The 25,460-nt window shown below is 33.4% G+C and carries 17 protein-coding genes; 13 read left to right on the forward strand and 4 right to left on the reverse strand.

Annotation, left to right across the window (positions count from 1 at the left end; all coding sequences use genetic code 11):
• Positions 1-6: 6 nt before the first annotated feature.
• Positions 7-396, reverse strand: coding sequence for a DUF2089 domain-containing protein (locus bsdtb5_RS03565; RefSeq protein ID WP_271714683.1), 390 nt, complete (start codon positions 394-396; stop codon positions 7-9).
• A gap of 548 nt (positions 397-944) precedes the next feature.
• Between bsdtb5_RS03565 and bsdtb5_RS21770 the strand changes: the two genes are divergently transcribed.
• The 3 genes from bsdtb5_RS21770 to bsdtb5_RS03585 all read left to right on the forward strand — a co-directional run bounded on the left by bsdtb5_RS21770 (position 945) and on the right by bsdtb5_RS03585 (position 4,416).
• Positions 945-2,555: an ABC transporter permease subunit gene (locus bsdtb5_RS21770; protein ID WP_330611925.1), complete on the forward strand. Its 1,611-nt coding sequence runs from the start codon at positions 945-947 to the stop codon at positions 2,553-2,555.
• Between the two features lie 9 nt (positions 2,556-2,564).
• The gene (locus bsdtb5_RS03580) at positions 2,565-3,302 is read left to right on the forward strand and encodes an amino acid ABC transporter ATP-binding protein (RefSeq protein ID WP_334297407.1); all 738 of its coding nucleotides are present in this window, start codon (positions 2,565-2,567) and stop codon (positions 3,300-3,302) included.
• 298 nt (positions 3,303-3,600) lie between these two features.
• On the forward strand, positions 3,601-4,416 hold the full coding sequence (locus tag bsdtb5_RS03585) for a lectin OAA family protein (RefSeq protein ID WP_271714685.1): 816 nt from the start codon (positions 3,601-3,603) through the stop codon (positions 4,414-4,416).
• A gap of 149 nt (positions 4,417-4,565) precedes the next feature.
• On the opposite strand, the gene bsdtb5_RS03590 is transcribed toward bsdtb5_RS03585, so the two are convergent.
• The gene (locus bsdtb5_RS03590; RefSeq protein ID WP_271714686.1) at positions 4,566-5,147 is read right to left on the reverse strand and encodes an NAD(P)H-dependent oxidoreductase; all 582 of its coding nucleotides are present in this window, start codon (positions 5,145-5,147) and stop codon (positions 4,566-4,568) included.
• Between the two features lie 520 nt (positions 5,148-5,667).
• Here bsdtb5_RS03590 and bsdtb5_RS03595 point away from each other — a divergent pair.
• The 3 genes from bsdtb5_RS03595 to bsdtb5_RS03605 all read left to right on the forward strand — a co-directional run bounded on the left by bsdtb5_RS03595 (position 5,668) and on the right by bsdtb5_RS03605 (position 11,004).
• Positions 5,668-7,761: a glycoside hydrolase family 3 N-terminal domain-containing protein gene (locus bsdtb5_RS03595; protein ID WP_271714687.1), complete on the forward strand. Its 2,094-nt coding sequence runs from the start codon at positions 5,668-5,670 to the stop codon at positions 7,759-7,761.
• Between the two features lie 370 nt (positions 7,762-8,131).
• On the forward strand, positions 8,132-9,829 hold the full coding sequence (gene ade, locus bsdtb5_RS03600) for an adenine deaminase (RefSeq protein ID WP_271714688.1): 1,698 nt from the start codon (positions 8,132-8,134) through the stop codon (positions 9,827-9,829).
• A gap of 161 nt (positions 9,830-9,990) precedes the next feature.
• On the forward strand, positions 9,991-11,004 hold the full coding sequence (locus bsdtb5_RS03605; RefSeq protein ID WP_271714689.1) for an Ig-like domain-containing protein: 1,014 nt from the start codon (positions 9,991-9,993) through the stop codon (positions 11,002-11,004).
• Positions 11,005-11,376: 372 nt separating this feature from the next.
• Here the strand turns inward: bsdtb5_RS03605 and bsdtb5_RS03610 are convergent, their stop codons facing one another.
• Together bsdtb5_RS03610 and bsdtb5_RS03615 are read right to left on the reverse strand one after the other, a co-directional pair.
• Entirely contained in the window at positions 11,377-12,384 is a 1,008-nt protein-coding gene (locus tag bsdtb5_RS03610; protein WP_271714690.1) for an Ig-like domain-containing protein, read from the reverse strand.
• Positions 12,385-12,899: 515 nt separating this feature from the next.
• Complete coding sequence (locus bsdtb5_RS03615; RefSeq protein WP_271714691.1) at positions 12,900-14,060, reverse strand: glycosyltransferase family protein; 1,161 nt, start codon at positions 14,058-14,060, stop codon at positions 12,900-12,902.
• A gap of 447 nt (positions 14,061-14,507) precedes the next feature.
• Here bsdtb5_RS03615 and bsdtb5_RS03620 point away from each other — a divergent pair, with 447 nt between their 5' ends.
• The 7 genes from bsdtb5_RS03620 (at position 14,508) to bsdtb5_RS03650 (ending at position 25,433) form a co-directional block, all read left to right on the forward strand.
• Positions 14,508-15,443 carry an AAA family ATPase gene (locus tag bsdtb5_RS03620; RefSeq protein WP_271714692.1) on the forward strand — a complete coding sequence of 312 codons (936 nt, stop codon included), beginning with the start codon at positions 14,508-14,510 and terminating at the stop codon, positions 15,441-15,443.
• 30 nt (positions 15,444-15,473) lie between these two features.
• Positions 15,474-16,655, forward strand: a complete 1,182-nt coding sequence (locus bsdtb5_RS03625) for a DUF58 domain-containing protein (RefSeq protein WP_271714693.1) — start codon at positions 15,474-15,476, stop codon at positions 16,653-16,655.
• A gap of 59 nt (positions 16,656-16,714) precedes the next feature.
• Positions 16,715-19,132, forward strand: a complete 2,418-nt coding sequence (locus bsdtb5_RS03630) for a transglutaminase domain-containing protein (RefSeq protein WP_271714694.1) — start codon at positions 16,715-16,717, stop codon at positions 19,130-19,132.
• Positions 19,133-19,534: 402 nt separating this feature from the next.
• A complete protein-coding gene (locus tag bsdtb5_RS03635) occupies positions 19,535-20,119 on the forward strand; it encodes a MotE family protein (RefSeq protein ID WP_271714695.1) in 585 nt (194 codons plus the stop codon).
• An 89-nt stretch (positions 20,120-20,208) separates the two neighbouring features.
• Positions 20,209-21,039 carry an AraC family transcriptional regulator gene (locus bsdtb5_RS03640; RefSeq protein WP_271714696.1) on the forward strand — a complete coding sequence of 277 codons (831 nt, stop codon included), beginning with the start codon at positions 20,209-20,211 and terminating at the stop codon, positions 21,037-21,039.
• Between the two features lie 392 nt (positions 21,040-21,431).
• Positions 21,432-24,065, forward strand: a complete 2,634-nt coding sequence (locus tag bsdtb5_RS03645) for a beta-mannosidase (protein ID WP_271714697.1) — start codon at positions 21,432-21,434, stop codon at positions 24,063-24,065.
• 21 nt (positions 24,066-24,086) lie between these two features.
• Entirely contained in the window at positions 24,087-25,433 is a 1,347-nt protein-coding gene (locus bsdtb5_RS03650) for a glycoside hydrolase family 5 protein (protein WP_271714698.1), read from the forward strand.
• The last annotated feature ends 27 nt before the right edge of the window (positions 25,434-25,460 follow it).

Here is a 25,460-nt window from a genome sequence, read left to right on the forward strand (position 1 = left end):
AACTAGCTATAGATTTTTGATTTTTTCCGTTGCTTCCTTGGCAGTAATTTCACCTTTGGATAATTGTTCAAGAATGTCATTTTTTACTGCCTCTTTTTGTTCCTTTTCCTTGATAAGTTCTTTGGTAGGAACTTCGAATCCAAGATTTCTAATGGCAGAATCTAATTTGCCACGAACTGTTGGGTAAGAGATTCCTAATTCTTTTTCTACGTCCTTAATGTTCCCGCGACATTTGATAAAGACTTTAATGAACTGAAGATCCTCTTCTGGAAGCCGACAGAATTCACAGGGATGAAAATCTCCTTCTATAGAGGTAGAGCATTTTGGACATCCAAGTTTTGTAATGGATAGATTCTCGCCACATACAGGGCATATACCTGGTGCTTTATATTTCATTTGTTTCACCTTCTTAATGTAATATTATGGTTATAATATACATCTGATAATTGAATATGTCAATAGCTAAATTAATAAAATTAATATTAGTATTAATTTTATTAATTTCAAGGTTAATTTTATTGAATTGTTAAATAACATTCCTTAATAAAGTATATAAATGAAATAAAGAAAATTGATTAATAAATCATGGATTAGTTATATATAGAAGCATAAAAAGTTAAATATAATAAATCATATGTGTTATCTAGATAAAGAAGTTTTTAAAATGTAGAAGCTTCTATATATAATATTGAATTCGAATCAATAATATGGTTAAAGACTATATAATTAATATTAAATGAATTTTTATACAAAATGGAATAATTAAACATAGTATTTTGATAAAATGTATGTTAGAATTATGGACGAAAAAACATGGATATTGCATTTACTATAGATTGAAATAAGAAAAATACATGTTAAATAAATAGATATATCAGTTAGTAATAACAGTGTAAGAAAATGCATTAAATGTGAATAAATCTTAAAAATAAGGAGGAGAAGATGTGAAAAAAAATAGAAAGTATAGTATTTTCACAATTATTTTAGCCCTGTCATTATTCGTTGGATTTGGATGGAATTCATCCCTTATATCAGCTTCAAACACAGGTGACAAAACTACGAATAATCAGGAAGAAGATGTTTTTCGTGTAGGAATGGAAGCAGGATATCCACCATTTAATTGGACTCAGATGGATAAGAGTAATGGAGCTGTTCCTATTGATGGAACGAAAGAATATGCAGGTGGTTATGATGTTGAGATTGCTAAAATTATTGCAAAATCGTTAGGTAAGAAATTAGTAATTGTAAAAACAGAATGGGATGGACTTGTACCAGCCTTAACATCAGGAAAAATCGACGCCATCATTGCAGGAATGTCACCAACAAAAGAGAGAAAAGAAACCATCGATTTTACTGACATATATTATAAGTCAAACTTAATCATGGTAGTGAAAAATGGTAGCAAATATGAGAATGCTACATCAATAAAAGATTTTAGTGGTGCAAAGATTACCGCACAATTGAATACGTTTCATTATAATGTAATTGATCAAATTAAAGGCGTTAACAAACAGATTGCTATGGATAATTTCACAGCAATGAGAGTAGCACTTCAATCCGGTATGATTGATGGTTATGTTTCTGAAAGACCAGAAGGTGTTAGTGCTTCAAGAGCGAACAAAGATTTTGTTATGGTTGAATTCAAAGATGGATTCAAAACTTCCGAAGAAGATACTGCAGTATCAGTAGGAGTAGCTAAGAATAGTCCATTAACAGGAAAAATAAATGAAGCTTTAGCAGGTGTTTCAGAGAAAGACCGTGAGAAAATCATGGATGATGCAATCACTAATCAGCCAGGAACAGGAAAGACAACAATTTTAACTATCATAAAAGATAATGGCCCTATGTTCCTTCGTGGCGCTGGTATGACATTATTAATATCTATGACAGGTACCGTTTTAGGATTTGCAATTGGTCTCTTGGTTGGATTAGTTCGAACAATACCAACACCATCTAAAAGATCAAAGAAAGTCATTAAGAACATCGTAAATGGTTTACTAGCAGCCTATATTGAGTTCTTCCGTGGAACTCCAATGATAGTACAAGCAATGGTTATTTACTATGGTTCAGCAATTGCTTTTGATATTCAGATGAACCGTTTAGCAGCAGCGATATTTATTGTTTCTATTAACACCGGAGCATACATGTCAGAGATTATTCGTGGTGGTATTGTATCAGTCGATAAAGGACAGTTTGAAGCAGCTCAGGCAGTTGGAATGAACCATTTCCAAACGATGAAAAATGTAATCTTACCTCAGGTAATCCGTAATATTTTACCTGCTACAGGAAATGAGTTTGTAATTAATATAAAGGATACTTCAGTGTTGAACGTTATCTCAGTAACAGAATTATTCTTCCAGACCAAGACGGTTGCGGGAACTAACTTTAACTACTTTAAATCTTTCTTTGTTGCATGTGTATTATATTTTGTAATGACATTTACAGTAACCAGAATCCTTCGTTACATCGAAAGAAAGCTTGATGGACCAGATAACTACATTATGATGGCTAATCAGATGCAAGTAGAAAAGATTCCAAGTCTTGAAGATAAATAAGGAGGGGAGATAGAAATGGAAAATGTAATTGAAATTAAGCATTTAAATAAATCATACGGAACACATGAAGTATTAAAGGATATAGATTTCAACGTTAAAAAAGGTGAAGTAGTCTGTATTATAGGATCATCGGGGTCTGGAAAATCAACGCTTCTAAGATGCATTAATCTATTAGAAAAGCCAAGCGGTGGTATGATTCTATATAATGAAGAAAATATCTTAGATGAGAAACATGATATTAATAAATATCGTACGAAATTAGGAATGGTATTTCAACAGTTTAACCTATTTAATAATCATAACGTGTTAAGTAATTGTATGGTTGGACAAATGGAAGTATTAGGCCGTTCTAAGAAAGAGGCAGAAGAAGTTGCAATGAAATACTTAAAATATGTTGGTATGGACCAATATATTAATGCGAAACCAAAGCAATTATCTGGTGGGCAGAAGCAACGTGTTGCGATTGCAAGAGCACTTTCTATGGAACCAGATGTTATGTTATTTGATGAACCTACTTCTGCGCTAGATCCTGAGATGGTTGGAGAAGTATTAAAGGTTATGAAAGAACTTGCAGAGACTGGAATTACGATGTTGGTGGTAACACATGAGATGGGATTCGCAAGGGAAGTATCCGACCGTGTTGTATTTATGAATCAAGGTGTCATAGCAGAAGAGGGGACACCAGAGCAGATCTTTAATAATCCTACGGGGGAAAGAACGAGAGAGTTCTTAAAGCGTACGTTATAAGAATTAAGTTCCTTAATAGAATAATTACTACTAGAAGAAATCAGTTATTTATTAGAAAGATAAATAACTGATTTTTTTATTGACAGAGAACTATGTTACTTATTAATGAAAGTAAGGAATAGCTTAAGTTCATCAATAGAAATGGAAATTCGAGCTTAAATGTGAAAACAACATACAATCGGCAATAAAACACATAATTCGAGCTTCTTCATATAATATAGTATAGGGAGTTTGAAGTCATTGATCTGTTCAGTGATTTGAGACGAACTAAATATGTATTATTTGGGGAGGTAGTCGTATGGCTGCATATCAAGTTGAAAATCAATGGGGAGGAATTAACGCACCATGGAATACAGGATCAACGTGGATTCTAGGAACAAGAGAGGAACAATATCTCGTTGGCATTAATATTGAATCCAAGGATAATGGCGAGACATTTACAGGAACAGTCACATACAATGGAGAAGGACCAATTGATTTCTTAGCAAAACATAAAAACGCAAATAAGTATGTCGCAAAGGTTCGTTGGGGTGGCGAAGGTGCTCCATGGCATGACGAAGGCATATGGGTAATTGGTGGAAGAAATGTACAACGTGCTGTAGCTTTAAAAGTGAAAGCAAGCGAAGATGGAAAGACCTTACTTGGAACAATAACATATGAAGGCGAAGGACCAATTGAATTTAGAGGAAGCTTTATCCCATCCTATGAAGTGATGAATAAATGGACTCATTGTACATCAGATTGGCATAAAGTTGGAACATGGGTACTAAGTGGAAGGTTAAATCAGAATGTAGTCGCAATGAAAATAAAAGCAACAGATAGATGTGCAAATGTATTAGAAGGTACTATGGTTTATGAAAATGAAGGACCAATTGGATTTAAAGCAGTTCGTATTGTAGGCAATACGTACGAAGTGTATAACCAATGGGGAGGAGAAAAGGCACCATGGCATCGTGGGGGAGACATGATTATTGGTGCTTCTGATGAATATAGAGTTACAAGCTTAAAATTCACTTCTGATGATAAGGGTGGACATTTATATGGTGAGGTAACTTATACTGGATTAAAAGAGAAGTTTGCATTCAAAGCAAAGTTAATAAAACAGATAAAATAATTGATTGGTAGAATTCATAATAAGAACACGATCATAATTACACTGTGATTATGATATATCTACAATAATCAGATAAAAAAGTCCAAGTAAGGTGAGAATGAAGTAATGTTATTCATCATCATTTACTTGGACTTTCATTAGTTTAATAACTAATAAGTGGATTTTATTATATTTTCTACTTCAATTAAATCATCTTGTAGCATTTTTTCAGTAGCAGAAGGAACTGCACCAAAAAATGCATGATTTATTACTTCAATACCTGTAAATCCAAAGATACCTTCGTCCGTTGTTTGCTTCATTGATTTATGCATCCCTGAATGAGTATAAGGTTCATTAGGACTTCCAGAAGTACTGAATAAAAGTCCACGTTTTCCTGTTAGTAATGGTTTTGGGGCACCATCAACATAATCATAAGCAAAGCCACTTGAGAATACGCGGTCGACATATCCCTTTAAGATTGCGGGCATTCCAGTCCACCAGATTGGGTAGACGAAGGAGATGATATCAGCAGTCCGAATAAATTCTTGCTCCGTTCTAATATCTTCTGGTGTTGAGCCATTTTGCAAAGCTTCAAAATCAGATGGCTTTAACACAGGGTCAAAACCAATATCATATAAATCACGAATGGTTACTTCTTCACCTTTTTCTTTTGATACTTTTTCTATGGTATCAACGATACTTTTATTAAAGCTCTTTGGATTTGGATGTGCAAAAACAATTAAATGATTCATTAAATAAGCCTCCTTTATTAAACGTTAAATGTATTGATTAGAGTGTCAAAAGTCTTTTTTAAGTTTACTGAGTGTATATCGCTGTATAATTATGAATTTAGGCTACCTTTCCTTCCAGCAACATATTTTTTACAAGCCTCAGAACAAGCAAAAATACTCACTAAAGTTCCTATTTTCACTTTGAGTCTTGACAAAATATAAACGTTACTTTCAGCCGGACTACGCCAAAATTCATAATTATACATCAATATACACAATTTATCTTGAGAAAGACTTTTGACACTCTTTTCAACGATATCCTTCCTTATTTTAAACAGTTTGGTTTGAAATATTCTAAAATATTAGAAACTCAATATAAAAATAGTTTCCAAAATGCAAGGGCAAACTAGGTAAAACATGACAACCTGACAATAAGATTCTACATGGAAAATAAAAGAAACACATGATAATATGAAATTATATATAGTAAAACCAGTTTTTTGAATAGTTTATAAAAATTAATAGATATGGGGATGGCAGAATGAAAAAAAGTGAAAGAGAACGAGCAGAGGAATTAGTTTCACAAATGACAGTGGAAGAAATGACGGAGCAATTAACGTATGGTGCACCTGCCAATAAAAGGTTGGGGATACCAGCGTATAATTGGTGGAATGAAGGACTCCATGGAGTTGCAAGAGCTGGTATTGCTACGGTATTCCCGCAAGCAATAGGTCTAGCGGCTATGTTCGATGAAACAATGTTGGAGCAGATTGGGGACAGTATTGCAACTGAGGCAAGAGCTAAATATAACATGGCAAAAGAAGAAGGAGATACGGATATTTATAAAGGGCTTACCTTATGGTCACCTAATATTAATATCTTTCGTGACCCAAGATGGGGAAGAGGGCACGAGACGTATGGAGAAGATCCTTATTTGACATCAAGATTAGGCGTTGCATTTATCAAGGGGTTACAAGGAAAAGGTAAGTACTTAAAGGCAGCAGCTTGTGCGAAACATTTTGCGGTACATTCTGGACCTGAGCTATTAAGGCATGAGTTTGATGCTGTAGTATCGCAAAAAGATCTAAATGAAACCTATCTACCTGCTTTTGAAACAGCAGTAAAAGAGGGACAGGTTGAATCTGTAATGGGAGCATATAATAGAGTAAATGGAGAACCTTGTTGTGGAAGTAAGTTCTTGTTAAAAGATACCTTAAGAGGTAAATGGAACTATAAAGGTCATGTTGTCTCGGACTGTTGGGCCTTAGCAGATTTTCATATGAATCATATGGTTACAAAGACACCAGAAGAATCGGCAGCCTTAGCATTAAAAATGGGATGTGACCTAAACTGTGGTTCCACTTATTTGTATCTACAAAAGGCACTAAAGCAAGGTCTTATCACAGAGGAAGAGATTAAGGCAGCAGCAGTGCATTTATTCACGACACGTATGAGACTTGGAATGTTTGATTCAGACTGCGAATATGATGCTATTTCTTATGAAAAGGTTCATTGTAAGGAACATCTAGAGTTAGCGAAGAATGCAGCAGAAAAATCCATAGTGTTACTAAAGAATGATGGAATACTACCTTTAAAGAAACAAGAATTAAAAACAATAGCAGTCATTGGTCCAAATGCATATACTGAGAAAGCATTGTATGGCAATTATAATGGTGATTCCGATCAGTGGATTACAAATCTAGATGGAATAAGAACAGAAGTAGGCGAATCTATTCGTGTATTCTATTCAAAAGGCGCAGATATCGTTAAAGAAAAGGATGACTCTCTATGCCAACCAGGTAGACTTCATTCAGAAGCAATTGGAATTGCCAAAAGAAGTGATCTAATCATTCTATGTGTAGGGTTAGATGGAACGCTAGAAGGAGAAGCCTGTGATCCTAGCAATCCAGATGACGCAGGGGATAAACAGAATCTATTGTTACCAGTAGCTCAAAGACTATTATGTGATAAATTATATGAACTTGGTAAACCAATCATCCTTGTTATAAACAGTGGAAGTTCTTTGGATCTAAGCAAGTATGAAGAGAAAAGTTCTGCAATCATACAGAGTTGGTATAGTGGAGAAAGAGGAGGAGAGGCCCTCGCCAATATTTTATTTGGAAAGTGTAATCCATCAGCTCGTCTTCCAATTACATTTTATTATAATAATCAGCTTATACCTGACTTTGAAGATTATAGTATGCAGAATAGAACATATAGATATATTGAGGAGAAGCCTTGGTATCCATTTGGATATGGTCTGTCTTATAGCAAGTTTGAATATTCAGGACTTGAGTTAGAACTTGATGATGGAATAACAGGAGCAATAGGTATAAAGAATATAGGTGAGATGGATGGTGAAGAAGTAGTACAGGCTTATCTAGAGTATGAAGGAGATACCTTCCAAAAACCATTATATAGTCTATGTTATTTTAAGAGAGTAGATCTTAACAAAAAAGAAGAGATTAGATTGGAATTCCATATAGATAAGAAAAGATTAGAAAGTGTATTAGAAAATGGAGAGAGTGTAATACTTCCAGGCAGATATACACTACATATGGGTGGTTGCGCACCAGATAATAGGAGCATTGAACTTACAAGACAGACTCCTTTATCAGTATCATTTCGTTTATAAATGGGAATATATAGGTAATGGTGGAATTTTAAGAACAAAATAAACTTATATAAAAACCGTTGTTCCTTTAATTGGAACAGCGGTTTTTATATAGAAGATATATCATCAATGAAGAACAGATATTACTTGACTTTTTTATAATCATACTGTAGTATGAATAAAATTAAATATTCATTTGAGGTAATCGTATAAACTGTGAGATCATTTCATATGCTCTATTATGTATAGAAATGCTAGGAACTATCTACGACTTAAGTATAGAAATTAATCTATACTTAAGTCGTTTTGTTAATAAAAAATAGTAGAAATAATAAAAAGATTTGATTATTAGATATTTTATTATAATTTTGACTGTAGAATGGAGGGTAATATGGAAGTTGTTGATTATAAAAAACGTTCTAAAGTAACAAGAAAACTAGAAAAAGCAGATATAGTACTTAAGGATGCGAATGTCGTGAATGTATTTACAGAAGAAATATATGAAGCAGATATTGCGATCGTTGATGGAATTATTGTTGGAGTTGGAGAGTACGAAGGAATACAAGAATATGATGCCAAAGGTAAATATGTTTGCCCAGGATTTATCGACAGCCATTTACATCTAGAATCTACGTTAGTAACACCTGGAGAATTAATTTGGGAAGCAGCTCGCCACGGAACAACAACATTTATAGTAGATCCTCATGAATCCGCGAATGTATCAGGGCTTGAAGGTATTGATTATATATTAGATGAAACGGTAGATGTGCCTGCAAATGTATATGTTATGATGCCATCATGCGTGCCATCAACTGAATTTGACGATAATGGATGTAATATAAATGCCGATATCATGAGACCATATCTTGATAATAAGCGTATCTTAGGACTTGGAGAAGTGATGGATTATCTATCCGTAGTAAATGGAGATGCTAATATGCATGAAAAACTGAATTTATTTCAGAATAAAGTATTAGATGGTCATGCACCTTTTCTAAGTGATGAGAGTTTAGCCGCTTACGCACTAGCGGGAATTAGTACCGATCATGAATGTGTAGATTTTGAATATGCAATGAAAGAACGTAGAAATGGTATGACCGTATTGATTCGTGAGGGAAGTGCTGCAAAAAATTTGGAAGCAATCGTATCTGGTATAGTAAAGAGCTCGGTTAATACGAATGGATTTTGCTTTTGCACAGATGACAAACATATCGAAGAAATAAAACTAATGGGCCATATTAATTATAGTGTGAAGAAGGCAGTATCTTTAGGAATACCTCCGATAAAAGCGATTAAAATGGCAACAATTCAAGCAGCTAGATGTTATGGCTTATCTAATATTGGAGCAATTGCCCCTGGATATCAAGCGGATCTTGTTGTGCTTAATGACTTGAAAGAGTTTCAAATTCAAGAGGTATTCTATAAAGGAAGTAAGATTGATAAAAAGGTAGAAGTGAAGATAAAACCCTGTAGTGAAAAGATTAAGAATACAGTAAATGTTCATGACTTTTCAAGAGAACAATTGAAGCTTAAAATTACAAAAGATTTATTTCCTGTTATTCAAATGATAGATGGGCAAATCATAACTAAGATGATTAAGGAAGAGATACCAGGAAGTGAGTATTTTGAAGCAAATAGTACGTTTAATAAGATAGCAGCAATTGAAAGGCATACTGCTTCTGGTAAAGTGGGAGTAGGAGTTGTAAAAGGATTCAGTATTACAAATGGCGCAATTGCATCTAGTGTTTCACACGATTCTCATAATATTATTGTAATAGGGGATAATGATAAGGATATGGAATTAGCTGTTAAAGAACTAATTCGAACACAAGGGGGTTATACCTTAGTACAGGAAGGACGTATCTTAAATACGCTAGAGTTACCGATTATGGGACTTATGAGTGACGCAGGACATGAAATTGTTAAGAAGAAGCTTGAATTTATGATTAGAAAAGCGCATGAAATGGGTGTCTCTAAAAATATGGATCCATTTATTACACTCTCATTTATGGCTTTACCTGTTATTCCAGAAATAAGAATTACCCCAAGAGGAATCTTTGATGTTGTTGAAAATTGTATTATTAAGTGATGAGTGATTGGGAAATATATGGATTAATAGTAAATATTTCCTACTGTAATTTGCGAAACCTCGTATTATAATGTCTGTTGTATGTGGGGCACGAAACAGCGTGCTTACAGTATACAATAATAGGTAATTATAGGATGAAAGTAATAGGGAGGTTTTTTCAAATGCAGAAATTAAAAAAATTAGTTGCAACATTACTTATGATGGGTTTAATAATTACATTAATGCCTAGTACACAAGTTGCAGCAAAAGATGAGGATTCCGTAGCATATCAGACAGTAGATTCCGTGGATAGTTTACAAAACTTCATTGATTCAGATGGAGCATATAGTAGCCAAGATACAATTAGTACCGCATGGAAAGGCAATAGTGGTTTACATAAGATATCAGTAGACGAAGATGGATGGATATTCATCAGAGGATATTCTAATGATGATTATGAAGCCAAGATACTTCTATATAGTAATTTTGCATGTACCAATCAAATAGGAGAAGCATACTGTTCGAAGAAAAAAGAGGAAAATCTGGTAGCATGCTATGTAAAAGCTGGAAATTACTACTATATTACATCAAGATGGAATGGATATGAGGTTCCAATGATTAATACTTGTTATGTTGGATTCTTACCTGCTAAGGATAGAATTCAAGTAGACAAGATTACATATAGCAAGGATCATGCATCAGCAGTTGTAACATTTGATTATGACGAAGATTATTTAGGAAGTTTTCTTGATGGCACGATAAGAGTGATTAAGAAAGATGTAGCATATACAGATATTCAGAATAATGACCTTTGGAAGTCAGACAGTAGAGAAAATGCATTAGAGAAAAATAGCTTTAAAGTAACAGCAAATGGAACTTATACTGCTAGGATAGCAGGTTCAGATAAATATTTTGCAATGTGTACTTTTGAGATTGATGGAATCAAGGATGCTAATCCAGCAAAACCAAAGATTGCAAGCTATCAAAAAGGATCAGATACTATCTCAGGAACTGCAGCAGCGAATACTAAGGTAATCGTAAAGGTAAGTGGTAAATCATATACAGCAACAGTAAACGATGCTGGTAAGTGGGAAGTATCAACGAACTCAAATCTTAAAAAGGGACAAAAGATTACAGCTTATGTTAAGACATCAGCTGGTACTAAGAGTAAAGTTACATCTGTAGTAGTTAAATAATTACCTGACATAAATAAGCTGAAATAACTCTAAAGAAGAGATATTTCAGCTTATTTTTCTTTATATCATTGTTAGGGTGTCAAAAGTCATTCTCTACATAAATTGTGTATATTGATGTATAATTATTAATTTTGGCGTAGTCCGGCTGAAAGTAACGATTATATTTTGTCAAGACTCAAAGCGAAAATAGGAACGTGAGTGAGTATTTTCGCTTGTTATGAGGCTTGTAAAAAATATGTTACTTAAAGGAAAGGTAGCCAAAATTCATAATTATACAGCGATATACACTCAGTAAACTAAAAAGACTTTTGACACCCTAACATCATTACTTATTTAGTTTGCTATCTTCATTTATTCCTCATAAATAGTATTTTATTCAGTTACTCGAATCTTACAACGAACTTTAGTACCATCTTCTGATGCGTAGATATAGGCAGTTCCTTTTTGTAAGGCCGTGATATCTCCATTGGAATTAACTGACACAATATTAGAGTTGCTTGAAGTCCACTCTGGATAGTTATTTGAGGATACCGTAGCTGTAACAGTTGTTTTTGTTCCTTTCTTTAGAGTTAATTCATTAGAACTTAAAGTAATCTCTGGCTTGAGTACAACTACTTGGCATGATTTAGATACGCCATCTACAGTAGCTGTTATGGTAGCTGTTCCGTGCTTTATGGCAATAATAGAACCAGTTTCATCAACCACAGCTACACTTTTTTTAGTTGTTTTCCATTTGGGATTCATATTGGAAGAGACTTTGGCCAATAATTGTTCCGATTGGCCTCGATATAGAATAATAGAAGTTTTATTTAGAGTTATTTCAGGAAGCTTAACAGTAATAGTGCATGTAGAGTTACTTCCATCTGCTTTGGCCGTAATAGTTGTTATTCCAGGTTTTAGTGCAGTTACAATTCCTTGTTCATTTACAGTAGCAACACTTTTCTTACTACTTTTCCAAGTGACAGAAGAGTCATTGGAAGTTGTAGCGGATAATTTATAAGTATCACCACGTTCAAGCTGCTCTTTGGTAGCACTTAAGGATATTGTGGTTTTGTTTACGATGATATAACAAGAGGTCTCGGCATTCTTAATCTTTGCTGTAATGAGTACAGTTCCTGCTTTTTTGGTAGTTACAATACCATAGGTATTCACGGAAGCAACTTTGGAATCACTACTTTTCCAAGTTGGCAATTTACCATTGGAAGTTACTGCAAGAAGATAGACCTTATCGCCTATATCAGTTACTGCCTTATATTGTGATAGAAGGATGTATGGTATTGAGTCAAGAGAAAGAGCAGATACGGTTTGACATGGAAATGATAGAGTAGTAATGATAGAACATGACAAGAATAATAATAAGAATTTTTTTAAATGTGACATGTGATCCTCCATTCTTTTGAAAGTGAGGAATAAATGCCTAATAATAGATAGCAAACTAAAGTTAGTATAACAAAAAATACATATTATGTAAATGATAATATTAGGCCGACAAATGACCTGTTTGGGAGACAGTCTAGGCAATTTGCACAAAACAGAAAAACTCATGCTTCATTGAATATGTATAAGAAGTTCTAGTTCTGAGATTATTTTGTGTAAAACATATGCTAGGACAGATAACTCGCTGCGCTCAAACAGATCTGTTCTAGCATATAACACGAAATAATCCCAGAACAAGATCTTCTAATACATATTCAAAGGCGCAATCGCTTTTTCTGTTTTGTGCAAATTGCCAGGCAAGATTCTGAAACAGGTCATTTGTCGGGCAACTCATATGATGATGTTGGGGTCAAATAGCCTTTTATAACTTACAATGTGTATATTGATGTATAATTATACAGCGATATACACTCAGTAAACTAAAATAAGGCTTTTGACCCTCGAATCAACATATTAGTTTATATTGAAAATAGATTAGACAATACCTTAGCTCTACTATCCCAAGTATGGAATGTTTTAACCTTTTGATAGGCAGCTTTAGTTATTGTCTCACCTTTATCAGGATTTGATAATATTTTATTAATAATAGAAGGAAGCTTATTTATTTCCTTTAAAGAATAATATATAATTTCTTCCCCATCTATAATATTTTCTCTCATCCAGATACTATCATCGCTTACGCAAAGGGCACCGTTTAACATAGAATTGAATACGCGGTCATGAGCGCCATTTTTAAACCATGGCATGACATTAAGGGATATCTTACTATCAGCGATTACTTTCAGGCAACCTTCGGAATCTAGCGGACCACCAAGAATAATATTCTCAGGATAGTTACATTCTAGAAGGTCCCACCCCCCTCCGTAGACATGCACCTGGTATCCAGATTCTGCTAAAGTGCGAACCACTAGTCCTCTAAAATAAAATCGTACGTATAAGTCAATAAAGATCATATTTTCCATACAAAGCTTTAGGTTATCATCGCTTAGGTCATTCATCTCACGAGTAAGGTGTTTTACGAATACTGAGTCCATATCTTGATCTGGATGAGCAATTAAGTCATCAATAATCCCGTGATAGAATACCGTATAATCTTCATTCAATCTTGTGATATACTCATCAAAATTCTTAGGTGGTGTATAATTACCTGTAAATACAATATCTTTACTACGTTCCACCCATGGTTTGTGCTCTATTTCTGTACCTGCTAAGGGAAGGAATGGGCCTCTTGTGATATATGGATAAAAACGCTTCATATATGCTTCATGCCCCAAGTCGATGGAGATATGAGTATAGAGAGGTGGAACATTGCTTATTAAAGTGTGATAATAAAAGGGATGGTCGAGTACAATATTATAGCATGGGATTGATACTTCATCCCAGAAGATCTTTCCATCCTGATAGAAACACTCTTCATTATTTAAACCATGAAAATTAAAGGTTAACATGATAGTGTTACAGGGCTCAATAAAATTACATAAAGCAGTAAAGCTCTTTTCTTCTTCGTTTAAATCAAATAGAAAGATCTCATGTCCTATCTTAGTAAATGCATTTGCTAGTTGCAAGGAAAAATACTCCTGAGTTTCTATTCCGCCTGTAAATAGAATAATTTTTTTCATAATAGCTCCAATCGTATCATTCATATTAGATTTATTATAGCATAATTTGTACGAAATCAATACATATTCAAAGGCGCATTCTTTTTTCTGTTTTGTACAAATTGCCAGGCAAGATTTTGAAACAGGTCATTTGTCGGGCAACTCATTTTTATGAAGTTACTTTTTATATCAGAAGTTTTTAGAGTATAAAAGTATAAAATGTTAGGCATATCAAGACATTCTGTATATGATGACATGGGAAAATATGTTATAATAAATATGGAATTACCAATTATGTAGCATAGTGAAGTTAATATTATTAGATGTTAAAAATAGTGTTAAAAATAGCGTTGGTGAGGGTACTAGACAGTTATAAATACTTTAATAATGTAGCCAATATAAGCGATAAAAATTAAATATGAGGAAGGAGAGTATAGTAAATAAAAACATTTACTATACAACAATCACATGGAATATCAGAATGCAGTGTGCCAAATCATTAACAATATCGAGAAAGTAATCATAGGAAAGAAGGAAATAATTGAATTATCAATTACATCATTACTTGCTGGAGGCCATTTGTTATTAGAAGATGTCCCAGGAGTGGGGAAAACGACACTTGCAAACGCTATTGCAAGAACGATTGACTGTGGATTTACTAGAATTCAATTTACACCAGATACATTACCAAGTGATATTACGGGTTTATCCATTTATAATATGCAAACAGGAGTATTTGAATATTCCAAGGGAGCAATTATGAATAATATTATATTAGCAGATGAAATTAATCGAACTTCGCCTAAGACACAAGCTAGTTTGCTAGAAGCTATGGAGGAAGGACAGGTAAGTGTTGACGGAGTAACTTATGAATTACCAAAACCTTTTATGGTGGTTGCAACTCAGAATCCAGTCGATTATCTGGGAACTTATAATCTGCCAGAGGCTCAGTTAGATCGTTTCTTAATGAAGTTATCCATTGGATATCCAAGTGAAGAAGATGAGAAAACTATGGTTTTAAATTTTCTAATGAATCAAAGATTACAGTCACTAGAACCTGTAGTGGATACGAATACTATATTAAAAATGCAAGATGAAGTAAAACAGATACAAATACATAATGATCTAATATCCTACATGATTCAAGTGATTCATGAATCTAGAAAGAATAGTAATATAACGTTAGGAGCAAGTCCACGTGCGACACTTGCACTTACAAGAGCTTCACAGGCTGTCGCTTATATGGCAGGAAGAGATTATGTCATACCAGATGATCTTAAGAAGATGGCTAGTCCTGTACTTAAGCATCGTTTGATGATGTCACCAGATGCGAGATTAAATAAGCAAACCGCGGATACTGTGGTTGAAACCATATTAAGAAAGGTTTCAGTACCAATTTTCTAGAATTGAGTTACTTTAATAGGTGGGAGACGTATGCTTATCAATCGAATAATTTTAGCCAGTCTTATTGTAGTAGCAGGAATATTTGCAAGCTTCTATGGAGGTAATATTCCATACGCATTTTTTTATATGACTTTAATCGTCCCAGTTCTATCGTTCTTTTACACCTTCTATGTGTATATTCGTTTAAAGATGTATCAGAACATTGGAAAGAGAACAGTAGTAAAAGGTGAAGTAACCGACTTTAATTTTCAAATAGCAAATGAAGATGTAATACCATATCAGAATATTAAAGTTGGTTTTTATCATGATATGTCACGAATTCTTGATTCAAAGGAGGAGAAAGAATATAGTCTTCTTCTAGGTGAAATGAATTCGTTAGATACATCCATCTGTTGCAATTATATGGGGGAATATTATATTGGTGCTAAGACAGTTACGATAACAGATTTTTTGTATCTATTTTCTATAACTTATACTGTCTTATCAAAGATGAAAGTATGGGTTTTGCCAAGAGTTGTACTGCTTACTAATGTTAAAATCATATCAATTAATCCAGATTCTAAGAAAAATGTAAATAGAATTGGTAATGAAGAAGCGGACATTGAAGTTCGTAAATACATATCAGGAGACAATAAAAAGCATATTCATTGGAAGTTATCTGCAAAGAAGAGGGAGCTTTATACTAGAAAATATACAAGCATTCCGAAAATGGGAATTACCATTTTTATGGATCTTAGTAGAGTAGAGGAAGATGAGTTAACGAATTTTATTGTAAAAGATAAAATAATGGAAAGTACCTTAGCAATTGCCAATTACTGCAAAGATAAGGGTATACCAAGCATGGTACAATATGAACAGACTTCAATCCAGTGTATCCCTATTATTACTCAACAAGATTTCGATAGCTTCTATCATAATTCAATTGCTTTGCGTTTTCATACAAACAGGTCAATTGATCATATAATGTCATCTGCTTTGGAACAGGATATTGCTACAAAGCAAATACATCAATATATTGCTATCACTCACTATCTTAGCGAAGGCTTGTATAAAGAATGCCTAAACGTTATAAATAATGGGTTTGAATGTGGGATTATATTAATTAATGACATGATGGATCAGGAATCCAATTATTTAGTAAAGTTAATCATGCAAGCAGGAGTTAATATGACGATAGTAAATTATAATGATGAAATTGCAGAGGTACTATAGATTATATTTTTGGTGAAATCACTGTATTAAATTATGCATGGAGAGGACGAATAAGAAGTATGGATACAACATTTCGTAAGTATGAAATTGTACAAAATGCTGTGAGTTTAATAGGTCTAACATTTGCTTTAATATTAGATTTTGATATTCGTTGGAATATGAAGATTCATTGGACAGTAATTCTTTTGAGCGCAAGTGTTTGTTTCGTATTATTGTTTCTAATTGATTATAATAAGAAAAATATATTAACATATATTGTAGTTATTGGTATGTTTTCTAGTGGGGGATTACTATTTTCACTACTCAAAGGTAACATTATTAAACACATAGAATCTTGTTATCAATGGTTTAATCATTATTCAAATACAGGGAAAAACTATCAGATTACCTATTCTTTTGTAACAATAATAGCTGGTATAATATTCGTTTCTTTTTGCTATTATTTGATTAGTAAGAAAAGAATTCTTCGATATATCACAGTGTCTGGAATTTTTCTTTGGTTAATTTATTGTGCTTTCATAGGAATTAATGTGAATAAAGGATCGATTAGTTGCCTATTTGTATTAATATTTCAAACAATAATTGAACTATGCAATGTTTTTTATAACAAGAAGAAGTTAGAGTATCATAATAGATTGATTTTTTATCTATTACCTATTTGCATACTAACAGGAATAATTGCAGTTATGCTTCCATCGAAAAAACAACCGATACAGTGGATTATTATCAAACGATTTGTTTCTACGGTAGCAGATAAATGGGAAGATGTTTCATTTAATGTCGGTGTGTTTACAGGAAAGTACAGTGATGATTTTCAAGTGAATTTTACTGGCTTTTCTGATAAAGATAAAAAATTAGGTGGTAAAATAAATTCAAATAAAAAAGTAATGCTTAAAGTATATTCGAATGAGGAGACTTATGGTAGTACCTATCTAATTGGCGGAATTCGAGACGAATATACTTCTAGTGGATGGAATAGATCGAAGATTGATTATGATACAGAGCAGGAACCAACAGTCGATTTTTATCAATTATTGCATGGATTATACCAATATAAGATTATGCCTATAGGTAATGAAGTTCTATTTCATAAAGTAAAGTTAACACTGAATTATGACAATATTAAGACGAAGAATCTATTCTACCCATTAAAAGCTTATCAAATGCAATTTGATAAGGATATCAGGTATGATAGTTCTTCGCCAACTTTAATTGCTGATCATGTGTTAAGAAAAGGTTTCTCCTATGATGTAAACTATTTTGAAATCAATTATGAAAGTGATACAATAAAGAACTATCTTAGAAAGATTAGTGGGGTGAATTCAAAAGATACAAATAATCTATTGAATGGTTCTTCGATTCAGAACTTTAGGCAATCACAATGTATTGATTACTTAAAAAGATTATTAAACATGGCTTTCTTCGACTTACAATACGTGAATAAGGATTTCTACCAATTGATAGATAATAGAGAGAAAAATATTAAAAAATACTATACAAAACTTCCGAATACTATTCCGAATCGTGTTTATGACCTTGCTAGAGATATTACAAAGGAATATGACAATAATTACGATAAATTAAGGGCAATTGAACAATATTTATCGTCTTTTGATTACACTTTAGCACCAAGTAAGACGAAAAAGGGCGAAGATTTTGTTGACTATTTTCTATTTAAACAGAAGAAAGGTTACTGTACATACTTTGCGACTGCAATGGCTGTATTAGCAAGGTGTATTGATATACCTACTAGATATGTAGAAGGAATTCTGATTGATGATCAACTAGAAAGTGACCAATATTATCTTGCCAAAAGCAGTACCTCCCATGCATGGGTAGAAGCTTACTTTGAGGGTGTTGGATGGATTCCTTTTGAACCAACAAAATCAATGCAAAGTGATCGATATTGTGCTTGGAAAGTAAAACAGAAGGAATCAAGTGCGGGAGGGAATATTGCAGTACCAGTACCTACTCCGCCAGCTATGCTTACGAACATGTCGCAAGAAAACCATGATATCAATGTGAGATTAGCAAAAGAAAGAGCGAAACAAGTCAAATATATGGTTCGCTACTCATCAATGATTATTGGAATACTTGTTCTATTGTGTGTATTAATAGTTATATGCTTAAGTTACAATAGGAATAAAAGATATAGAAATGCATCGAAGGAAGAGAAAATCAAATATATGATTCGTGATATCCTAGATTATTTGTCTGTGGAGGGATTTGAGAAAACTGCGGATGAAACTTTAATGGATTATATTAAAAGGGTTGGTGAACAATATGATTTTGATACCGTTTCATTTTCTGATGTAGGATTCATTTATATGAAAATGAGGTATGCAAGTATGGAAATAGATGAGATGGAAATGAACAAGATTTATACATATCATAACTTACTCAAGGAGCATATGAAGGGAAAAGTAGGACTAAGTAGAAGGATGAAGTATCAATTTAGTACGATGTTTAGAAATTAATTGTATTTCATTTTGCTGCAATAAAGTGTATACTATTAAAAAATAAGTGTGAAAAGCCTTATTTAGGTTACTGAGTGTATACCGCTGTATAATTATGAATTTTGGCTACCTTTCCCTCTAGCATCATATTTTTTACAAGCCTCAGAACAAGTGAAAATACTCACTCACGTTCCTATTTTCACTTTGAGTCTTGACAAAATATAAACGATACTTTCGGCCGGACTACGCCAAAATTAATAATTATACATCAATATACACAATTTAAACTGAGAAGGCTTTTGATACACTAATCTTAAATAGAGTGTCAATATACAACAGTGCTAGTGTGAAAGAAAAAGCATTTCACACGTTGAATTTAGGCCTGCGAGCAAGTCGCAGGCATGGACGTTAAGGAGAAATAAGATGCCAAAAAGAGAAAAACAAGAAGAAACGAATGAAAAAGAGAATACTGGTAATAAAGTATTAGTTGGATTATTAGGAACCTTTATGATTTTATTTGGAATTGCATTATTACTTTTATTAATAAAAATGGATGTTGGAGGATTTGGAAGTAGTGTTTTAACTCCTGTGCTAAAAGATATACCAGTAGTTAATAAGATTTTACCAGATAACTCTTCTAGTAATAGTAATACAAAGAGTTCCAAGGCGAATAGTACTAAATCAAAGAAAACTAAGAAGAAAGCAAAGGCAGTAGAAAGTTCTAGCCCAAGTCCAAGTCCTACAGCAAGTGCTACGAAAAGTCCATCCCCTAGCCCTACAACGAATTCTAAGGATGCGAAGTATCAAGAAAGAGTAAAGGAATTAGCAGCAACTTATTCAAAGATGGATGCTGCGACTGCAGCAGCAAGTCTAGAAACAATGACTGCTGACTTGGACTTGGTTAGTGATATTCTCTTAGAAATGAGGCCTGCGCAGTCAGCACTTATTATGGATAATATGTCCAAGGAATTCGCAGCGAAGATTACAAAGAAAATGTCTACTAAATAACTTTAAAGGCGACTGATGGGAGCTAGTGTGAAGAATATGTTTCACACCCCTGATTTATATGTCGCCGATGGCGACTGATGGGAGCTACTATGGAATATATCAAGTTATCAATGCAGGAACAAGATCTAATCAGTGGTGTAGGATATCTAAAGCAATCTAGTGTTGCAGAAACTTATCCGATGCACACTCATGATTTTTATGAAGTTTTCTTTATCCTAGATGGTAAGGCAATCCACAATGTTAATAATGAGATTCAGTTATTAGTGAAGGGGTCTTTTGTGTTTATTAGGCCAGAAGACTGCCATCGCTATAGCTTTTTTAATAGCTTTGATATGAAGATGATTTCATGCGCGTTTTCAAGCCAGTTAATTATGAAAGCTTGTGAATATCTAAATGTGGATGTTAGTAATCTACATAGACCGATATTGCCTTATCATATTGTGCTAGAAGGCTCTGAATATTGGGAAATAGAGAAGAAGCTAAATATGATTGGAAAGAAAGAGATCGGTGAGGAGCGAAGACAGTATTTTTTATCCATATTACCATGGATTATATATAAGGTGATGGAGTCCGAGAATCAGCAACAGAAAGTACTTCCAATATGGTTTCGGAATCTATTGGAGAAAATGGACCAGAAAGAGAATTATATTAGTGGTTTAAAACAATTTTTATCTATATCGGGAGTTTCACAAGAACATCTTACCAGAGAATGTCGCAGATATCTTGGAATGTCTCCAACTGAATATGTGAATATGAAACGGCTGAATTATGCGGCTGAGCTACTACTAGAGAGAAAATACGAGATTCTTGATATTTGCTATATGTGTGGCTACAATAATGTAGGTTACTTTTACAAAGTATTTAAAAAACAATTTCAGTGTACACCATATCAATTTACTGTAAGTCAATCAACGGATTAATAAAATAAACGTAGGGATTATTAAAATATATAGAGGTAAATAAATAATACAAGAATCTGTAATAAATTGTAAAATATTCAACGAATAACGTCATTGGAAGGATTATATGATCCAGTTCCATAGACGTTATTTTTTTAGTATATAGTATTGTGAACAGAATATTAATAGTGAATTTCTATTAATATAACTACATCAATATAGTGTAATGAGATATCAAAAAAAAGTAAGATTTTAGGGAGTAAATTCTATATAATTATGGTAGGAATGCCTAATCTAGACAGTTTTGGCATACTAACTAAATATATAATATTAATTATGAATTATTCAGTTAATGGGTTAAATAGCTGAATAATCACGAACAAAACTATAATAAGAATGGGTGAAATGACAAAATGAAGAAGGAATATAGTTTAAATGGGCAATGGCAATTAGTATGGAACATGGTAGGAGAGAAAAAATATGAGGAGGTTACATGGGAAGATACAATTAATTGTAAAGTACCAGGAGATGTTCATGAGGCATTGGTATCTCATAAAGTAATCGAAGAACCTTCTATATATTGTAACAGTGAGAAATGTAAGTGGGTAGAAGAACAGGAATTCTGGTATAAGAAAGAATTTATGATAGATAGTCAAAAATCAGAAGATCCTGCAGTAACTATGTCAACAAATTTAGAGGATGGAAAACGATTTGAATTAGAATTTGAAGGATTAGATTTATCAGCAGATATCTGGTTAAATGATCAATACCTTGGTAGACACGAGAATGCATTTTCAAGTAAAGTCTGCGATGTTACCAATAAATTAAAAGAGGGAATCAACGTATTAGTCGTAAGAATTGATCAAGGTCTAGAAGCAGTAAAAGATAAACCATTGGAGAAAATGGGCCTAATGTGGAATAATACAGAGCCTTACCGCGCATGGATGAGAAAACCGCAATACGTGTACGGATGGGATTGGACGATATGGCTTCCAAGTTGTGGAATATGGAAAGATGTTATGTTAAAGGAATACGAAAGTGCATACATAGAAGATACATTCATATATGAGGAATTTGGAAATCAAATAGTTGAAGATGGGATGAACCTCACACTTCAATTGGATGTAACAGTTGGATCTGTTAACAGTAAACATAATCTAGAAAGTATACAAAGTTATCAATTAGAATGTTCTATCTACTCTGATAATCGATTTGAGGAAAGAAGAGAAGTTGGTTCAGCCTTAATTCCATGTAATATCGGGATAAATCATATGGTGATAGATATGGAACAAGTGCAGCTATGGTGGCCAAATCTATCAGGTAATCCATATCTATACGATATTGAGGTAACGTTACGAGACCTAGAAGGTAATAAGATAGATGCTACGAGTATCAAGCATGGAATTCGAAAAGTAGAGATTGAAGAAAAAGAATTAAATGAAAAAGAACATGGATTTACCTTTGTGATCAATGATACTCCAATCTTCTGTAAAGGTGCTAACCATGTACCTCTTGACTGTCTTCCAGGAAAGATTACGGATGCAAAGACAATAAAGATCATAGACATGGCGAAAGAATGTAACATGAATATGCTTCGTGTATGGGGAGGCGGTATTTATGAAAGTGAAACATTTATCCGTAAATGTGATGAAGAAGGTATTATGATATGGCATGATTTTATGTTCGCATGCGGATTCTACCCTGATTTTGATGAAGAATATCATGAAAGTATTACCGAAGAAGTAAGACAGGCACTATTAAGGACAAGAAATCACACTTCTGTCATTGGATGGTCAGGAAATAATGAGATTCAGGAAATGTATCTGAATGTGAAAGGCTCTAATCCAGACATGCCATTCTATGGTGCAAAGATATATAAAGAGCTATTGCCATCTGCGGTAGAGAAGTATTGTAAAAATGTAATATATAGAGAAAGTAGCCCTTATGGAAGAGAAGATGATCCAGCTGGAATTGATGAAGGAGATCAACATATCTGGCATTTTACACATAGACCTAATTATGAGCATTTTATGGATCTATGGAGATATACGGACTTTAATATCAAGTTCTTAAGTGAATATGGAATCGCAGGAGCAATGAATGTATCCTCTACTAAGCAGTGTATCTCAGAGGAGGGACGTAATCCAGATTCGAAGGAGTGGATGCTACATTCAAATACTTCTCAGGATAATCGAATCCTTAGTAATATGATAGATGTCTATTTTGGGGATCATAAGCAGTATTCCATGGAACGATTTATATATCTTAGTCAATTGCTTCAAGCAGAATTAACAAGACATATTTATGATGAATTGCAAAGACGTAAGTTTGTATGTTCTGGGGTATTATTTTGGACACTTTCCGATTCACTAGGAATACATAATTGGGCATTAGTAGATTATTATCTTAGAAAACGTCCAGTGTATTATTATTTAAAACAATCACAACACCCTTTAAAAATTGCATTTGAGGGATATGAAACTCAGAATTCGGTTGGAAAGAAAGAATATAAGGCATATTTTAGGAATTCACCAGAAGATATAGCAATCTGGGTAATCAATGATTACAGAGAGGCGAAACAGATTGATGTTGTATATCAGTGGATGTATTTTGATGGAACAATATTAGGAGAAGGTAAGAGTTCTATTGAAGTAAAAGCAAACTGTTCTGAAAAGGTAATGATGGTACCAATTGCAAATCATGATTTTAAACCAGAAAAAGTGGTATTAGTTGCAACTATTATAGAGGATAACAAAATTATTCATGAAAACCATTATTTCTTCGCTCCATATGACAAAGTAGAAGTACCAAAAGCAAATATTGAATATGATATTGTACAATTAGGGGATGATTGTATTGAAGTGAAGTTGATATCCGATCAATATGTGTGGATGCTTTTTGCAGATTCAGATAAAGATGTGGAATTCTTAGACAATGCGATGGATCTAATGCCAGGTGTAGAGAAAAGATTGATATGCAAAGGAAAGGATATCAAGTATTCAGATCTTACATTTTATGCTATGAACACGATAACAGTAAATAAATAAGAAAAATAGGAGAAGGACTTTATGGGGAAAGCGAAACATTCTAAAATCACACTATTTATTATTATGATAATACTAACCTTTGCTTTGGGAACGGGCTGTTCTAAAAATGATGGCACATCAGATACATCGAATGAAAAGACTAAAGAAACATCGGATGATACGGTAAAAAAGGATGTAGAGGATAAAGATACCACAGATAAGGATGGTAAAATGGGGGATACAAATAGTCAAACTACTAATAATATAACAATTCCACAGGTAGAGATAGCATCTTATCAAATACCAGAAAACGATGCCCTAAAATTCGTATCCGATATGAAAATAGGTTGGAATCTTGGTAATACTTTAGACGCGAATTCCGAAGAAAATACGCTAACGGATGAACTTCAATATGAATCTTCATGGTGTGGAGTAAAAACGAGTAAAGAAATGATAACTAAACTAAAAGAAGCTGGATTTAAAACCGTAAGAATTCCAGTATCCTGGCACAACCATGTATCAGGTATAGATTATAAAATAAGTGAAGCATGGCTAAATCGAGTTCAAGAAGTAGTAGATTATGCAATTGATCAGGACATGTATGTTATCTTAAATATTCATCATGATATCTCGGAAAAGTATTATTATCCAGATAACAAACATTTAAAGAATTCTACTCTATATGTGAAATCTATATGGAAGCAATTAGCTGAAAGGTTTAACAAATATGATGATAAACTAATACTAGAATCCATTAATGAACCACGCTTGGTGGGGACTGAGAATGAATGGTGGCTAGATATGACAAAAGCAAACTGTAAAGAAGCTGTTGATTGCATTAATCAATTGAACCAAGTATTTGTTGATACAGTAAGAGCTTCAGCTGGAAATAACAAGACAAGATATCTTATGGTTCCAGGATATTGTGCTTCAGCAGATGGAGCACTAAACGACGCTTTTGTTATTCCAAAGGATAGTAAGGAAAATAACAACAAAATCATTGTCTCGGTACATGCTTACACACCTTATAATTTTGCTTTACAGCCACAGAAAGAAAGCGGAAGTATAGATCAATTTAGTGCTTCCTCTAGCGTTAGCCAAAAAGATATAAATACCTTTATGGATGGGTTATACAATAAATACATAAGCAAAGGAACACCAGTCGTAATTGGAGAGTTTGGTGCAATGGACAAAAAGAATAACCTTCAATCAAGAGTAGAATATTCTGCATATTACATTGCAGCAGCAAGAGCTAGAGGAATGATTGCATGCTGGTGGGATAATAATGCATTTGCTGGCGAGGGAGAGAATTTTGGATTGTTAGACCGAAAGACTTTAACATTTACATATCCAGATATAATAAATGCCTTAATGAAATATACTGAGTAAATAGAGAAATTAAATCATTACTCTCCA

Source organism: Anaeromicropila herbilytica, assembly GCF_016591975.1.
In the GTDB taxonomy this organism is placed as follows: Bacteria; Bacillota; Clostridia; order Lachnospirales; family Lachnospiraceae; genus Anaeromicropila; species Anaeromicropila herbilytica.

Bases quoted from the DNA above. Each gene is read 5' to 3' on its own strand.
- bsdtb5_RS03565 (WP_271714683.1), bottom strand. From the start codon at position 396: ATGAAATATAAAGCACCAGGTATATGCCCTGTATGTGGCGAGAATCTA.
- bsdtb5_RS03585 (WP_271714685.1), top strand. From the start codon at position 3,601: ATGGCTGCATATCAAGTTGAAAATCAATGGGGAGGAATTAACGCACCA.
- bsdtb5_RS03590 (WP_271714686.1), bottom strand. From the start codon at position 5,147: ATGAATCATTTAATTGTTTTTGCACATCCAAATCCAAAGAGCTTTAAT.
- bsdtb5_RS03595 (WP_271714687.1), top strand. From the start codon at position 5,668: ATGAAAAAAAGTGAAAGAGAACGAGCAGAGGAATTAGTTTCACAAATG.
- ade (WP_271714688.1), top strand. From the start codon at position 8,132: ATGGAAGTTGTTGATTATAAAAAACGTTCTAAAGTAACAAGAAAACTA.
- bsdtb5_RS03605 (WP_271714689.1), top strand. From the start codon at position 9,991: ATGCAGAAATTAAAAAAATTAGTTGCAACATTACTTATGATGGGTTTA.
- bsdtb5_RS03610 (WP_271714690.1), bottom strand. From the start codon at position 12,384: ATGTCACATTTAAAAAAATTCTTATTATTATTCTTGTCATGTTCTATC.
- bsdtb5_RS03615 (WP_271714691.1), bottom strand. From the start codon at position 14,060: ATGAAAAAAATTATTCTATTTACAGGCGGAATAGAAACTCAGGAGTAT.
- bsdtb5_RS03620 (WP_271714692.1), top strand. From the start codon at position 14,508: ATGGAATATCAGAATGCAGTGTGCCAAATCATTAACAATATCGAGAAA.
- bsdtb5_RS03625 (WP_271714693.1), top strand. From the start codon at position 15,474: ATGCTTATCAATCGAATAATTTTAGCCAGTCTTATTGTAGTAGCAGGA.
- bsdtb5_RS03630 (WP_271714694.1), top strand. From the start codon at position 16,715: ATGGATACAACATTTCGTAAGTATGAAATTGTACAAAATGCTGTGAGT.
- bsdtb5_RS03635 (WP_271714695.1), top strand. From the start codon at position 19,535: ATGCCAAAAAGAGAAAAACAAGAAGAAACGAATGAAAAAGAGAATACT.
- bsdtb5_RS03640 (WP_271714696.1), top strand. From the start codon at position 20,209: ATGGAATATATCAAGTTATCAATGCAGGAACAAGATCTAATCAGTGGT.
- bsdtb5_RS03645 (WP_271714697.1), top strand. From the start codon at position 21,432: ATGAAGAAGGAATATAGTTTAAATGGGCAATGGCAATTAGTATGGAAC.
- bsdtb5_RS03650 (WP_271714698.1), top strand. From the start codon at position 24,087: ATGGGGAAAGCGAAACATTCTAAAATCACACTATTTATTATTATGATA.